The sequence below is a fragment of the Rhodanobacter panaciterrae genome, assembly GCF_014651895.1.
Taxonomy (GTDB): Bacteria; Pseudomonadota; Gammaproteobacteria; order Xanthomonadales; family Rhodanobacteraceae; genus Rhodanobacter; species Rhodanobacter panaciterrae.
The window spans coordinates 57,619-72,035 of record NZ_BMXT01000005.1 but is presented as its reverse complement, the minus strand read 5'-3'; the positions used below and the strand labels follow the sequence as shown (position 1 = coordinate 72,035).

Genomic DNA, 14,417 nt, shown 5'->3' with positions numbered 1-14,417 from the left:
AGAGCAAGCTTAGTAGCACACGGTGTTCAAATCGCCGACACCGGTTGATCTCAGGCTTGGAAGAGCTACTCTCGTCACGGCATATTCGCCGCGCAAAATCGGCTACAAAACCATGGCCGGATGCGCCCTTGGTAACCCAGCGAAGCGAATCAGTAGGGTACTGCCGTTTTGATCGAAAGCGGGCCTAACAAAATTGCCAGCGATATCGCCTGTCACGTGTAGGCCCATAGCAGCAACGGCTCAAGCGTCGTCACGAATTTGTCTAGCTCACTGTGGGTAGGCTGATAGCTGCCATGTGCGATGTTATTGAGCAAAATGATCGCCATTTGCTGCCCGCCTACAGCGCTTTGCACGCACTTAATTACACGATGATCAAGTTTTGTATCGAAAACGCCGTTACCGTTCGTATGAAGATAGTTGAGTACCTTCTTAATACCCTGATCCGCGACCCGAGCATAGTGAACAGAAAAGTCGCGTCTTAGACGCTCCAGCACGCCAAGTTCCACAACTATGCGTAAGCACAGAGCGGCGGCGACATCACGTCGCCAGTTATATTGATAAAGCGCTTCGTTGATGATTGTTTTAAGACCGTGGGATGAGGCTGTGTCATGTAGCCGCTTGAGCGTCGAGACAAATGGGCCATCTTGCGGCTTCTTGCTCGGCCTTTCCGGTCCTGGAACTGGCGGCGCTCCTGTTCCTGGCGGTGAATTCTGGCTGCCAGGTGCTTCAGCAGGATTCTCCTTTCCACTTCCCACATTCCCGTCGGTTTTCGTAGGATCCTTAGACTTTGAAGCTGGACTGGATTTACCTTTCGTTACTGCTTCAAAAGCTGCCTCATCCGCAACCTTGGTGACTTTGTCGTTATCAGTCCGATACGACTCAGCTTGCTTGATCAAAGCCGCCACGTTCGGATCAGCGCGCAACTGCTGCACAAAAGCCTGCTCGTCGATTAGAAAACCATCCTTAGTGTAGGTAACAGGCAGTCCATCCATATGGAGTTCACCAAAAACACGCTGGCGGGCGTACTTATTTGAGGTACCAAATAGGGTCTGGGGTAAGTATGGCTTCTTCGTGGTGCCGACAATTACCCGTTCATTGCGATAAAGAACCAGTCCGGGATTATCTTTGTAGCTGCCTGTCTCCAGTAAGCTGATATGACCGGTAATGCGGCGACCTTGAAAATCCATGCTGATGGGGACAGTCCACGTGCGATCTTCACCAATCGCATAGGTCACCTTTCCTACCAGGCGATGTACAGGTGCAAAAAGGACCTTGCGTGCAGGGGGCAAGTACTGCAACGCATGAGGCGTTTCGTTGAGGTAAGCAGTCAGGACGAGTCGGGGTGAATCGCCTGCAGTAAATCTCTGATAGAGCTCTCGAAGTAGATCGCACACATGTTTGTATTTGTGTGTGTCTAATATCTGACGCAAATTGCTTAAAGTGATCGTGGTGCCACTAGGGGATCCCTGTTTGGCAGTATGCTCATGAACTTTAAGGGTGTCCTTGCCACTATCCAGCAAGTCGTCGAGATCAAAAGCGAAGTCATACCGCTTGGCCTCGCCGACGGGTATCGTGGCAAGCCGCCATGCGTCACTAAACCAGACCGCCGCCGCTTTCATGCCTATGCCGAATTCGCTCAGACCTCGACCACCATGCCCGCGGGCCGGCTTAAGTGCATCGGGGAGGCGCTCCCGACTGATGCCCGGACCATCGTCCTCAATAGTTATACTGTTCCGCAATGTTGCATCGTGGTAATCGGCGGAGTAGACCTTCAATGTTAGGCGAAGCGGATCGCCTTTCTTCTGGCGCTGTTTACAGTGCACCTGGTATGCATGAACAGCGTTATCAACGAACTCGGCTAGCGCATAGGCTGGATCATAGCCTTGATTGCGCAGAAGGCTGTACATCGCCATATCTGGCGCCACATTGACTTCGAACATTTCCCCTTCCTCCTTGAGCTGTTAGCGCAAGAGCAATCTCATGGACAATCCGTGCATTGACGGCATTGCCTAATGCCTTAAACGCTTTAGCGGTATTCTTCGGTAGTGTTGGCAGCGCGTGTAGAGCCTGTAACGCAGCGGCCTCGCGAACTGCAATATAGCGCCGTTGAGAACCAATGATAGGAGTCTGCGTAGGCGTCATGGCGACCAAGGAAGGTGCCAACTCTGGCCGCATGACGCGAATGCCAGATGCCCGGAACTGTAAGGTGTGCTGCCAAATATCCCGCACCGACCTATCACTGCGCCATTCGAGTTTTTGCCAACTATTGTGTTCCCCCCGGATATCGCGCTTCCAGTTGTCGTAGAACTCGGGGTTTGTTGCATAAACCGCGCGCGAATATTCAATAGATGGGAGCAACCATTGCGGAGGGCGACCATCGGGACGATCAGAGACGTAGTGAGGCAACATCGTTTGCGCTTCAACGCGTGATGCTGCATCGTCGAGTTTGTCACCAAAGGCGCCGCGACATGCTCGCCATCCGCGATAGGGAAGACCGTCCAATGGATAGGTTGCACCAAGCTCCGGAGCCAACAAAGTTACGTGGGAGAACACTTCCAATCGCTCCAAGAGTCGATTCCAGTGTTCCAACACTGCAAGTTTTGCTGGTTCAACAGGGCGATGGTCTGCCGTGGTGCGCCTGATAAAGCGCGACAGTGGTGTGACGGGCTGTGGTTGTCCTTCAGGCCATACGAAATGGTCTAAACCAGTTCGCGAGGCTACTACGAAAAGTCGCAGCCGCTGTTGCGGAAAACCAAACTGCATGGGCGAATATATGCGGTGTTGCAGCTCATAGCCGAGTCGGCCAAAAGACTTTGTGATGTGGTTCCAGAACTCTCCATCCGCAATTGTGAGCACGTTAGGGACGTTCTCAAGCATCACATATTCCGGGGTGTGATGCGCAATTACACGAAAGACGTCGTCGATCAACTTGCCAGATTCAGGACATGCGGCACCTTTTTTTTTGCCTGCCAGAGAGAAGGGTTGGCATGGAAAGCCGGCACAGAGAATGTCATGTTGCGGGACATCGTTAACGTCAACAAGGCGAATGTCGCCCGTGGGCCGCAAGCCAAAGTTGTTTTCGTAAAGCTGCTGCAGTTCCTCGTCTAACTCGCTGGCAAAGACGCATTCATGCCCGAGGGCCGACAAACCAACATGAAAGCCACCTAGGCCGGCAAAAAAATCAACAAAGCGTTTTGGCCTGCATGCCATTTTTGCGCTCGCCTCCTGTTGCTTCCCCATGAGCTCCCGCCCTAGCCAAAGTGCAGAGACAAGTACAATTGTCTATAAATGTATCGTACGATACAATTTCACTATGACGCAAGCTCGCACCCCTTTAGTCGACACGGCCCAACCTTTTCTTCGGGCCGCCGAGCATTTCAACCACACTTTATTCGAGGGGCAACTGCCACCACATACGGTTAGTCTGCAGCGGCACATGCGCGCTTTGTCGCTCTTCCTGCCGAGCCGCTGGCGAAAGACGACCGGCAGCACGATGCATGAGGTAGCGTTGAATCCCGCGCTATTCGCGGAGCGACCGTTGTTGATGATCCTTCAAGCAATTGTGCAGGGACAATGCCATTTGTGGCAGCACACGTACGGATCACCGAGCCGGGCGGGATACCACAACTCTGAGTGGTCCTCAAAAATGGAGACGCTTGGTTTTACCGTGAGCGTGCCCGGTGCTCCACATCGCAAGACTGGGCAACATGTAATTGTCACTCCTGTCGCGCGAGGGCCATTCGTCGCCTCCTGCGTTGAGTGGATCGAACAAGGATCGGCTATCGACTGGCTCGATCAAGGATTTGTGCCCAGCGAAATAAATGTACTTTCATTGACTGGCGCACACCTACGTGCCGCAACGCGCCGGCATCTTTTGTTGCCGGTGTGCGATGGATTCCAGCGACTGGTTTCCGTGATCAATACCGATCACGCTAAGCGCAAGCGGAAAGTTTGCTACCGCTGCCCCAGATGTCAGACTAGCGTTTGGGGAAAGGAAGGGTTGGCATTGAAATGCCTACAATGCTCTGCAAGGTATGCGGTGGTACCTGCTGCCCTTCGTCGACCACAACGTCAGCATGAGCGAGCTAGTTCGCTGGGATGAACCGTATGGCTGAGATTTCTTCATTTCCACGCATCAACTGCCATTGCTACTTGTCCGATTTGAAGTCGGGTAGCCTCTGCGGACGACACTTGAGGCCCTCAAATCTGGGTGCTGAGCTGCCATAAACACTATTGTGTGCGCCAGCTACCGCTTAGCGCCGCGCAAAAAAAGAAAACCCCGCCGAGGCGGGGTTTTCCGTAGTGCTGCCTGGAAAGGCTGGACTTAGAAGTCCATACCGCCCATGCCGCCCATACCGCCGCCCATGCCACCGCCGCCATGGCCGTGGCCGTCGTCTTTCTTCGGCAGCTCGGCAACGATCGCCTCGGTGGTGATCGCCAGGCCGGCAACCGACGAAGCGTGCTGCAGCGCGGTGCGGGTCACCTTGGTCGGATCCAGGATGCCCATCGCCACCATGTCGCCGAACTCACCGGTCGCGGCGTTGTAGCCGAAGTTGCCGGTGCCTTCCTTGACGCGGTTGACGATGACCGACGGCTCTTCGCCGGCGTTGGACACGATCGCACGCAGCGGCGCTTCCAGCGCGCGACGGGTGATCGCGATGCCCAGGTCCTGATCGGTGTTGTCGCCCTTCAGGCCTTCGACGGCCTTCAGTGCACGGATCAGCGCAACGCCGCCGCCCGGGACCACGCCTTCTTCGACGGCTGCGCGCGTGGCGTGCAGGGCGTCTTCGACGCGGGCCTTCTTTTCCTTCATTTCGATTTCGGTGCCGGCACCGACCTTGATGACCGCAACGCCGCCGGCCAGCTTGGCCACGCGCTCCTGCAGCTTCTCGCGATCGTAGTCGGAGGAGGTCTCCTCGATCTGCGCCTTGATCTGGCCGATGCGCGACTGGATCTTCTCGGCTTCACCGGCACCGTCGATGATCGTGGTGTTTTCCTTGGTGATGACGATGCGCTTGGCACGACCAAGATCGGCGAGCGTGGTCTTCTCCAGCGACAGGCCCACTTCCTCGGACACGACCTGACCGTTGGTCAGCACCGCGATGTCTTCCAGGATCGCCTTGCGACGGTCACCGAAGCCCGGCGCCTTCACGGCGGCGACCTTGACGATGCCGCGGATGGTGTTGACCACCAGGGTGGCCAGCGCCTCGCCTTCGACTTCCTCGGCGACGATCAGCAGCGGCTTGCCAGCCTTGGCAACGGCTTCCAGCACCGGCAGCAGCTCGCGAACGTTGGAGACCTTCTTGTCGTGGATCAGGATGAACGGGTCGTCCAGCTCAACCTGCTGCGAAGCCTGGTTGTTGATGAAGTACGGCGACAGGTAACCGCGATCGAACTGCATGCCCTCGACGACGTCGAGCTCGTTCTCGAGACCCGAGCCTTCCTCGACCGTGATCACGCCTTCCTTGCCGACTTTCTTCATCGCGGTGGCGATGATGTCGCCGATGTTGGTGTCGGAGTTGGCCGAGATCGTACCGACCTGGGCAATTTCCTTGTCATTCGCGGTCGGGTTCGACAGCTTCTTCAGCTCGCCGACGGCAGCCGCAACGGCCTTGTCGATGCCGCGCTTCAGGTCCATCGGGTTGATGCCGGCGGCAACAGCCTTGAGGCCTTCCTGGATGAACGCCTGCGCCAGCACGGTCGCGGTGGTGGTGCCGTCACCGGCGACGTCGGAGGTCTTGGAAGCGGCTTCCTTGACGATCTGCGCGCCGAGGTTCTCGTAACGGTCGGCCAGTTCGATCTCCTTCGCAACGGACACGCCGTCCTTGGTGATCGTGGGGGCGCCGAAGCTCTTCTCGAGCACGACGTTGCGGCCCTTCGGGCCCAGGGTGACCTTGACCGCGTTGGCCAGGGTGTTCACGCCCTTGAGCATGCGGGCGCGGGCGTCTTCGCCGAAACGGACTTCTTTAGCAGCCATAAAATTTTTGCCTCAAAAATTTTGAATAGGAATGGGGTTTGCTTTTCAAGCGGTAGCGCGAAAGATCAGGAACCGGGGAAAGGCAGCGTGCGCGGATATACGCGCTCACGAATCCCGATCAGGCTGATCAGCCTTCGATCACAGCCACGATGTCGTCTTCCTTCAGGAACACCAGATCTTCACCGTCGATCTTGATTTCCTGGCCGGCGTACTTGCCGAACAGCACGGTGTCGCCAGCCTTCAGCGACATCGGGCGCACCTTGCCGTCAGCCATGATCAGGCCGGTGCCGGCGGCGACGACCTTGCCGCGGGTGGGCTTTTCGGTGGCGCTGTCGGGGATGACGATGCCACCGGCGGAGACGCGCTCTTCTTCGAGACGCTTGACGATGACGCGGTCGTGCAACGGACGCAGTGTGCTCATGGACAACTCCAGCTGACTATTGAGGTGGGACAAGGCTTTGAAGACCCGGATCGGCAGTCTTGTTAGCACTCTGAGTAAATGAGTGCCAATTTTACGGGTATGCAACGCCGCTGCAAGAACATTTGAACCAGGGATGGACAGCTAATTGGGTGGACGGGGACGGGTTTCAAGGGCGATCAGCAAAATCACCTCGGCTTTGGCAGCTGTGCCGCGCGCGACTGGCCCGTTTCCCTTTAGGCTTGGCCGATGGCGCCACAGACAAGTCCTGACACCGTCCTGCTCTGCTATTGCAGCTGCCCCGACAGCACCTGCGCGCAGACGATCGCCGAGACGCTGGTCAACGAACGGCTGGCCGCCTGCGTCAACCGGCTGGCCGGCATCCGTTCCACCTATCGTTGGCAAGGCGCCGTGACCACCGACGACGAGGAATTGCTGCTGATCAAGACCACCGCCGGGTGCTTCGACGCGCTGAAAACACGCTTGCTGGCACTGCACCCCTACGAGCTGCCGGAGCTGATCGCCGTACCGGTGGCGTTCGGTCACACCGCTTATCTGGACTGGGTACGGCAAACCGTCGGCGGCTGACGCAGCGGCCGTCCGGCACGCCTGACGACCCACTCACACGGAAAGCGTCGGGCAAGACTGCTGACAGATCCTGTCAGTGCACGGAATTAGCCTGTGTTCTCCGCCACCTTCAAACCGATGCCATGAAAAAGTCCGACGCCGCCGCCCTGTTGCTGCTTGGCGCCTTGTGGGGCGCCTCGTTCCTGTTCATGCGCATGGGTGCCAACCAGTTCGGCGGCATGGCGCTAGCCGGCATGCGCGCCATTGGCGCGGCCATCTGCTCCATCCCCTTGCTGAATTCGCGTGAGCGCCTGGCCGAGCTGCGCACGCACTGGCGGTCGGTGCTCATCGTCGGCATCGCCAACTCGGCGTTGCCGTTCATCCTGTTCTCCTACGCGGCGCAAAGCCTGCCGGCCGGTCTCTCAGCCATCTTCGACGCGATCGCGCCGTTGCTGGTGGCAGCCTCCGGCTGGCTGTGGCTAGGCGAAAGGCTCGACCTTCCCCGTGCCAGCGGCTTGCTGATCGGTCTGGCCGGCGTGGTGTGGCTGATCGGCGGCAGCCTTGGTTTCGGTCATGGCGACAGCTCGGTCGGCTGGGCGATGGCCGCCTGTGTCGGCGCCAATCTCTGCTACACCTTCGGCGCCCATTACAGCCATCGCCGCCTGCAGGTGGTGACACCGATGACCGTGGCGATCGGCAGCCAGTTCGCAGCCGCGCTCCTGCTGCTGCCCTTCACCGTCTGGCTATGGCCGGCGAAAGCGCCCACGGCGCAAGCCTGGTTCGCCATGTTCGGCCTCGCCGCGGCGTGCACCTCGCTCGCTTACGTGCTGTTCTACCGCTTGATGGCGCGCATCGGCTCGACCCGCTCGATGGCTGTGCTGTACCTGATTCCGGTATTCGGCGTGCTATGGGGCGCGCTGTTCCTAGGCGAGACGGTCACCGTCGCCATGGCCGGCGGCTGCGTGGTGATCCTGCTCGGCGTGGCGCTGACCACCGGCATGCTGCGTTTCGGGGCGAATGCCGCCGTTTCCCTTGATCAGGTCGAAAAGGCCTGATCGTAAACAGGCTCTAATGCCGCATATCCGGGCGCCGATCGAAAGCTGGGCCATAATCCGCTTTCACGTCGAAACACGATCCAGAACGCGGAGTTGCAATGCGCTCGATTTTCCACGGCCGCCGGGCCGCGCTGTTGTCGCTTCTGTTCGCCCTGCTGGCGGGCGCGCAGACCGTTCTTGCGCAGGACACCGCCGATCTGCTGCCGGTCACCGAGGCGTACAAGCTCAATGCTGACGCTTCTTCGCCCGGCGTATTGAAGCTGCACTGGACGATCGCGCCGGACTATTACCTCTACCGCGGCCGCATGAAGTTCAAGGGCGCCAACGGAGTGACGCTGGGCGAGGCACAACTGCCCGACGGCGAGAAGCATCACGACGAATACCTGGGCGATGTCGAGACGTACCACCACGGCGTCGATGCCACGCTGCCATACACCGTTGCTGCCGGCACTACGCGACTGAAGTTGAGCGTGCAGTATCAGGGCTGCCACGAGGTCGATCCGAAGATCTGCTACCCGCCGCATACCGAGCAACTGGATCTGCCGTTGCCGACTAACCTTGGCAACACGACCCCACCGGCCAGCAACAATCCGCTTGGCGCCGCGCTCGGGCAACTGGGCAGCCGTACCAACAGCGCGACCGCTGGCATGGACAGTGCGCCGCTGCCGGCCGAACAGGCGTTCCGCTTCGAAGCGCTGGCGCAGAACCCGCATCAGCTGCTGCTGCGCTGGACGATGCCGAAGGGTTACTACCTGTATCGCGATCAGACCTCGCTGAAGCTCAAGGATGCCAACGGTCTCAGCCTGACGCCGGCATGGCCGGCCGGCACCGCACATCATGACGAGCACTACGGCGACGTCACTGTGTACTTCGATCAGGTCGAATTGCCGGTGACGGTCAATGGCGACCTCGCCGGGCGCAAGCAACTGACGCTTGAGGCCAGCTTCCAGGGCTGCCAGGACGGCGGCCTGTGCTATCCGCTGATGACCCGCGCGGCAAGCGTCGATCTCGGCAGCGGTGTCGCCGCTGCCGGCCAGACCATCGAGACAGCACCGGAATTGCCGCCGGCCAGCGCCGGCGAAGGTCCGCTGCAGGTCAGCCTGATCGCCGCATTGCTGCTCGCGCTTGGCGGCGGCCTGGTGTTGAACCTGATGCCATGCGTGCTGCCGGTGCTGTCGATCAAGGCCGTCAGCGTGCTCGAAAGCGGCGAGAACCAAGCCACTGCACGTCGACACGCCCTGTTCTATACCGCCGGTGTGCTGGTCAGCTTTGCCGCGCTGGGCCTGGGCATTCTCGCCTTGCGTTCGGCCGGCCACGCGCTGGGCTGGGGCACGCAACTGCAACAACCGCTCGTGGTCGGCGCACTGGCGCTGGTGATGCTGGCGGTCGGACTGTCAATGTCCGGTGTGGTGCAGTTCGGCGCCGCGCTGGGCAATACCGGTGCCAGCCTGGCCAACCGCTCCGGGCCGGCCGGCGATTTCTTCACCGGCGTACTGGCGGTGGTGGTGGCCAGCCCGTGTACCGCGCCATTCATGGGCAGCGCTTTGGCGTATGCGTTTGCCGCGCCGATGCTGTCCGCGCTGCTGGTGTTCCTGGCATTGGGCATTGGCTTGGCGCTGCCGTTCCTGTTGATCGGTTTCGTACCCGCACTGGCGCGTCTGCTGCCGCGGCCCGGTCGCTGGATGGAAACGCTGAAGCAAGTGCTGGCGTTCCCGATGTACCTCACCGCGGCATGGCTGGTCTGGGTGCTGGCGAACCAGCGCGGCGCCGATGCGGTCGGCCTGGTGCTGGTGGCGATGGTGCTGCTGGCGATGACGCTGTGGTGGTTCGAACGCAGCCGCTCGCGCGGCGTGATCAGCAAGACGCTGGTCGCCATCCTGGCGATCGCCACGCTGGTGCCGATGTATCTGCTCGCCCACGTGCCGGCGCCGTCCAGCGTCGCCGCGAGCGAGGACGGCGTTATCGCTTACAGCCCGGAAAAACTGGCCGAATTGCGCGCCGCCGGCACGCCGGTATTCGTCGACATGACGGCCGACTGGTGCGTCACCTGCAAGGCGAACGAGCACACCGTGCTGAACACCCAGGCGTTCCGCGATCTGCTCCAGCGCACCGGCGCGGTCTACATGAAAGGCGACTGGACCGACGTGAATCCCACCATCAGTGCGTTCCTGCAGCAATACCATTCCCCCGGTGTGCCGCTGTATGTCGTGTTCCCGAAAAACGGTGGCCCAGGCAAGCAGCTGTCGACGGTACTGACATCCTCGCTGGTCGAGCAGGCGCTGACCGAGGCGGCACGCTGATGTTGAGTCGCAGCAACTGGCTGATCCTGGGACTGGCTGTATTGGCCGCCGCCGTGGGTGGTTACGCCGAACATCGCGGCAAGCAGCCAGCAACAACGATGGATTCGGCACTGATCGGCCAGTCGTTGCCCGCACTCATCTTGCCCGACCTCGACGGCAAGTTGCACCGGTTGAGCGATTACCGCGGCCAGCGGGTGCTGCTGAATTTCTGGGCCAGCTGGTGTGGGCCGTGCCTGGAAGAAATGCCGGCACTGAATCAAGTACAGGAAAAGTTCGGCGAACATGCACCGATCGTGATTGGTATTGCGATGGATGAGCCCGCCCATGCGCGCGCCTTTCTGGCCGCACATCCGGTGAATTACCCGATTTTACTGGGCCAACTGACTCCGCCAAGCACCTCGCTGCAGCTTGGCAATTCCCGTGAAATATTGCCATACAGCGTACTTATCGACGCGGATGGGAGCATTTTGGCGACACATGCTGGAACCTTGTCCACTCAGCAACTGGAACAGTGGTTCGAACCGATGCACGCCACGCCCTGATCAAGGGTCGACATACGCCTACGCATGGAAATCCTGCACTTCTCCGGCAAACATCGTCGATCTGCAGTGAACTGGACAACATCCACGACTACGCGCACACTGCGCCGGGTGCCGGAGCCTCCGGACGCAAGCTGGACGATGCCGTGGCGAAGATCCTGGTCCTGCACGGACCCAACCTCAACCTGCTGGGTGTACGCGAGCCGGACATCTACGGCCACGAAACGCTGACTGATATCAATCAGCGGCTGGCCGAACGTGCGCAGGCAGCTGGGCACGAACTGGCCTGGTGCCAGTCCAACGCCGAGCATGAGCTGATCGGCCGCATCCATCAGGGCCGCGACGACCGGACCGCGATGATCCTGATCAACGCCGGCGCCTTCACCCACACCAGCATTGCCCTGCGCGATGCACTGGCCTCGGTGGCGATCCCGTTCATCGAAGTGCACCTGTCCAATGTGTTTGCGCGGGAAGCCTTCCGCCATCACTCGTATCTGTCGGACATCGCGGTCGGTGTGATCTGCGGCTTCGGCGGCGACAGCTACCGGTTGGCGCTGGATGCGGCGATCCAGCGTTTGCAGGCGCCAGCGCCCGGCGCTGCGTGACAACAAAATACGGCCACATGGCCAACCCATTCAATTCCAGCCACCCCGGTGGCATGACTGACAAAGGCTGATCCGATGGATTTGCGCAAAATCAAGAAACTGATTGACCTGCTCGAGGAATCCAACCTCGCCGAACTGGAGATCAAGGAGGGCGAGGAAGTCGTCCGCCTGTCGCGGGTACCGAAGAGCGCTGCGCCGGTCGCCGCCGCGCCCGTGGCTGTGGCGGCCGCACCCGCACCGATCGCGGTCGCCGCACCCGTTGCTGCCGTCGTCGAGACTCCGGTCGCGAACGCGCTGCCGGCCGGCCACGTAGTGAAGGCGCCGATGGTCGGCACGTTCTACGCGTCGGCCACACCGGGCACGCCAGCCTTCGCCAAGGTCGGTCAGCAGGTCAAGGCCGGCGAGACGCTGGGCATCATCGAGGCGATGAAGATGTTCAACCAGATCGAGGCCGACGTGGCCGGCACCGTGCAGGCGATTCTGGTCGAGAACGGCCAGCCGGTGGAATTCGACGAACCCATGTTCGTGATTGCCTGAGGCCGCCCGGATGCTCGAGAAGGTCGTCATCGCCAACCGCGGCGAAATCGCGCTGCGTGTATTGCGCGCCTGCCACAGTCTGGGCATCAAGACTGTGGCGGTGCACTCCACCGTGGACCGCAATCTGAAGCATGTCGGCCTCGCCGACGAGTCGATCTGCATCGGTCCCGGGCCGTCGGTCGACAGCTACCTCAACATCCCGCGCATCATCGCGGCGGCGGAGATCACCGACGCCCAGGCGATCCATCCGGGCTACGGCTTCCTGTCCGAGCGCGCCGACTTCGCCGAGCAGGTGGAGCAGTCCGGCTTCATCTTCATCGGCCCGACCGCTGACGTGATCCGCCTGATGGGTGACAAGGTCGAGGCGATCCGCGCGATGAAGGCCGCTGGCGTACCGTGCGTGCCCGGCTCCGGCGGTCCGCTTGGCGAGGACGTCGATACCAATATCAAGATCGCCCGCGAAATCGGCTACCCGGTGATCATCAAGGCCGCCGGCGGTGGCGGCGGTCGCGGCATGCGCGTAGTGCGTACCGAGGCGCACCTGGGCAATGCCATCACGATGACCAAGGCCGAGGCGAAGGCTGCGTTCGGCAACGAGCAGGTCTACATGGAGAAGTTCCTGGAGAATCCGCGCCACGTGGAGATCCAGGTACTCGCCGACGGCCAAGGCAACGCGATCCATCTCGGCGAACGCGACTGCTCGATGCAGCGCCGCCATCAGAAGGTGGTCGAGGAAGCGCCGGCGCCGGGCATCACCGACGAACAGCGCGCCGCGATCGGCAAGGTCTGCGTCGACGCCTGCATCCGCATCAACTACCGCGGCGCCGGCACGTTCGAGTTCCTGTACGAGAACGGTCGCTTCTACTTCATCGAGATGAACACCCGCATCCAGGTCGAGCACCCGGTGACCGAGCTGATCACCGGCGTCGACCTGGTGCGCGAACAGCTGCTGATCGCCGGCGGCGAAAAGTTGTCGATCAGGCAGGAAGACATCGTCATCCGTGGCCACGCGATCGAGTGCCGCATCAACGCCGAGGATCCGGACACCTTCATGCCGAGTCCCGGCACGGTGAAGCGCTTCGAGGCACCCGGCGGTCCCGGCGTGCGCGTGGACACGCATCTGTACGACGGCTACAAGATTCCGCCGAACTACGATTCGATGATCGGCAAGCTGATCGTGCACGGCCCCGATCGCGAGACCGCGATTGCACGCATGCGTCTGGCGCTGGCCGAGACGGTGATCGAAGGCGTGAAGTGCAACATCCCGCTGCAGCAGCGCATCATGGCCGACGTCGGCTTCCAGCACGGTGGGCAGAACATCCACTATCTGGAAAAGCGGATGGCAGAGCAGAAGGAACACCCCGCCGCCGGTCACTGACCGCCGCGCCGCAAGAACCGTCCGCTGCGCGAGCCATCATTCGCCGCGCAGCGGATGTCGCCTATCGCCACGCCTCACCCACGGACATCGCATGCCCTGGCTCGAACTCTCCCTGATTGTCCGCACCGAGCAGCAGCCCGGCACCGAAGAAGCGCTGGACGATCTCGGCGCCTTGTCGATCACGCTGCAGGACGCCAATGCGGAGACGCCGGATGAGCAGGCGATCTTCGAACCCGGCGTGGGCGAGTTGCCGCTGTGGCCGACGATCACGCTGAACGCGCTGTTCGATGCCGGCACCGACCGTCGTGGCCTCACCGAAGCACTCGGCGAACTGCTGCCGTGGCTGGAACCGGATCAGCTGACGTTCCGCGACATCGCCGACCAGGACTGGGAGCGCGCATGGATGGATCAGTTCAAGCCAATGCCATTCGGGCGCCGATTGTGGATCTATCCGTGGAACATCGAACCACCCACCGATGAGAACCTCGTGGTGGTCCGGCTCGATCCCGGCCTCGCATTCGGCAGCGGCACCCACCCGACCACCGCGCTGTGCCTGGAATGGCTGGACGGCCTGGATTTGGCCGGCAAGACACTGACCGACTTCGGTTGCGGCTCCGGCATCCTGGCGATCGCCGCATTGAAGCTTGGCGCAGCCAGCGCGGTCGGCGTCGACAACGATCCGCAGGCACTCACCGCTTCCATCGACAACGCCGAACGCAACGGCGTGGCGGATCGCCTTGCCGTGTACCTGCCCGAAGACGTTGTTGTCGAGCAAGCCGACGTATTCATCGCCAATATCCTCGCCGGCCCACTCGGCGAACTCGCGCCGACGTTCGCCGCCGCCGCAAAGCCCGGCGCACCGTTCGCGATCTCCGGCATCCTGATTGGCCAGCAGGACGAACTGCTGCAGCGTTACGCCGAATGGTTCGACGACCTGCGTGTGGATACGCGCGAAGACTGGGTCCGCATCAGCGGTCGCCGCCGCGGCTGAGACTGCCCGCCGGCTTGTCGGCGCGATCACCCTGCTAAGCTTGCCGGACA

General features: G+C 61.0%; 12 protein-coding genes. 8 read left to right on the top strand and 4 right to left on the bottom strand.

Going from position 1 to position 14,417, the window contains the following annotated elements; genetic code table 11:
• Window positions 1-212: 212 nt before the first annotated feature.
• The 4 genes from IE071_RS15265 to IE071_RS15250 form a co-directional block, all read right to left on the bottom strand.
• Window positions 213-1,940, bottom strand: a complete 1,728-nt coding sequence (locus IE071_RS15265; protein WP_189442455.1) for an ATP-binding protein — start codon at window positions 1,938-1,940, stop codon at window positions 213-215.
• Entirely contained in the window at window positions 1,876-3,240 is a 1,365-nt protein-coding gene (locus IE071_RS15260; protein ID WP_189442454.1) for a DNA cytosine methyltransferase, read from the bottom strand. Before IE071_RS15260 ends, IE071_RS15265 begins: the two co-directional genes overlap by 65 nt.
• A gap of 1,084 nt (window positions 3,241-4,324) precedes the next feature.
• Window positions 4,325-5,977 carry a chaperonin GroEL gene (gene groL / locus IE071_RS15255; RefSeq protein ID WP_189442453.1) on the bottom strand — a complete coding sequence of 551 codons (1,653 nt, stop codon included), beginning with the start codon at window positions 5,975-5,977 and terminating at the stop codon, window positions 4,325-4,327.
• A 127-nt stretch (window positions 5,978-6,104) separates the two neighbouring features.
• Window positions 6,105-6,398, bottom strand: a complete 294-nt coding sequence (locus IE071_RS15250) for a co-chaperone GroES (RefSeq protein ID WP_007081521.1) — start codon at window positions 6,396-6,398, stop codon at window positions 6,105-6,107.
• Between the two features lie 246 nt (window positions 6,399-6,644).
• Here IE071_RS15250 and cutA point away from each other — a divergent pair, with 246 nt between their 5' ends.
• The 8 genes from cutA to prmA all read left to right on the top strand — a co-directional run bounded on the left by cutA (window position 6,645) and on the right by prmA (window position 14,367).
• Window positions 6,645-6,983 carry a divalent-cation tolerance protein CutA gene (gene cutA / locus IE071_RS15245; protein ID WP_189442452.1) on the top strand — a complete coding sequence of 113 codons (339 nt, stop codon included), beginning with the start codon at window positions 6,645-6,647 and terminating at the stop codon, window positions 6,981-6,983.
• A gap of 122 nt (window positions 6,984-7,105) precedes the next feature.
• Complete coding sequence (locus IE071_RS15240) at window positions 7,106-8,017, top strand: DMT family transporter (RefSeq protein WP_189442451.1); 912 nt, start codon at window positions 7,106-7,108, stop codon at window positions 8,015-8,017.
• Window positions 8,018-8,115: 98 nt separating this feature from the next.
• Window positions 8,116-10,317 (top strand): protein-disulfide reductase DsbD family protein, encoded by a 2,202-nt coding sequence (locus tag IE071_RS15235; RefSeq protein WP_189442450.1) that lies wholly within the window; start codon window positions 8,116-8,118, stop codon window positions 10,315-10,317.
• Entirely contained in the window at window positions 10,317-10,859 is a 543-nt protein-coding gene (locus tag IE071_RS15230) for a TlpA family protein disulfide reductase (RefSeq protein WP_189442449.1), read from the top strand. Before IE071_RS15235 ends, IE071_RS15230 begins: the two co-directional genes overlap by 1 nt.
• A 143-nt stretch (window positions 10,860-11,002) precedes the next feature.
• Entirely contained in the window at window positions 11,003-11,461 is a 459-nt protein-coding gene (aroQ, locus tag IE071_RS15225; protein ID WP_189442507.1) for a type II 3-dehydroquinate dehydratase, read from the top strand.
• Window positions 11,462-11,536: 75 nt separating this feature from the next.
• Window positions 11,537-11,998: an acetyl-CoA carboxylase biotin carboxyl carrier protein gene (accB, locus tag IE071_RS15220; protein WP_189442448.1), complete on the top strand. Its 462-nt coding sequence runs from the start codon at window positions 11,537-11,539 to the stop codon at window positions 11,996-11,998.
• A 10-nt stretch (window positions 11,999-12,008) separates the two neighbouring features.
• Window positions 12,009-13,376, top strand: a complete 1,368-nt coding sequence (gene accC, locus IE071_RS15215) for an acetyl-CoA carboxylase biotin carboxylase subunit (protein ID WP_189442447.1) — start codon at window positions 12,009-12,011, stop codon at window positions 13,374-13,376.
• 91 nt (window positions 13,377-13,467) lie between these two features.
• Window positions 13,468-14,367: a 50S ribosomal protein L11 methyltransferase gene (gene prmA / locus IE071_RS15210; protein ID WP_189442446.1), complete on the top strand. Its 900-nt coding sequence runs from the start codon at window positions 13,468-13,470 to the stop codon at window positions 14,365-14,367.
• Window positions 14,368-14,417 lie beyond the last annotated feature (50 nt).

What these genes read in the sequence shown, in the direction of transcription:
- IE071_RS15265 (WP_189442455.1), bottom strand. Translation starts at nt 1,940, where the DNA reads ATGTTCGAAGTCAATGTGGCGCCAGATATGGCGATGTACAGCCTTCTG.
- IE071_RS15260 (WP_189442454.1), bottom strand. Translation starts at nt 3,240, where the DNA reads ATGGGGAAGCAACAGGAGGCGAGCGCAAAAATGGCATGCAGGCCAAAA.
- groL (WP_189442453.1), bottom strand. Translation starts at nt 5,977, where the DNA reads ATGGCTGCTAAAGAAGTCCGTTTCGGCGAAGACGCCCGCGCCCGCATG.
- IE071_RS15250 (WP_007081521.1), bottom strand. Translation starts at nt 6,398, where the DNA reads ATGAGCACACTGCGTCCGTTGCACGACCGCGTCATCGTCAAGCGTCTC.
- cutA (WP_189442452.1), top strand. Translation starts at nt 6,645, where the DNA reads ATGGCGCCACAGACAAGTCCTGACACCGTCCTGCTCTGCTATTGCAGC.
- IE071_RS15240 (WP_189442451.1), top strand. Translation starts at nt 7,106, where the DNA reads ATGAAAAAGTCCGACGCCGCCGCCCTGTTGCTGCTTGGCGCCTTGTGG.
- IE071_RS15235 (WP_189442450.1), top strand. Translation starts at nt 8,116, where the DNA reads ATGCGCTCGATTTTCCACGGCCGCCGGGCCGCGCTGTTGTCGCTTCTG.
- IE071_RS15230 (WP_189442449.1), top strand. Translation starts at nt 10,317, where the DNA reads ATGTTGAGTCGCAGCAACTGGCTGATCCTGGGACTGGCTGTATTGGCC.
- accB (WP_189442448.1), top strand. Translation starts at nt 11,537, where the DNA reads ATGGATTTGCGCAAAATCAAGAAACTGATTGACCTGCTCGAGGAATCC.
- accC (WP_189442447.1), top strand. Translation starts at nt 12,009, where the DNA reads ATGCTCGAGAAGGTCGTCATCGCCAACCGCGGCGAAATCGCGCTGCGT.
- prmA (WP_189442446.1), top strand. Translation starts at nt 13,468, where the DNA reads ATGCCCTGGCTCGAACTCTCCCTGATTGTCCGCACCGAGCAGCAGCCC.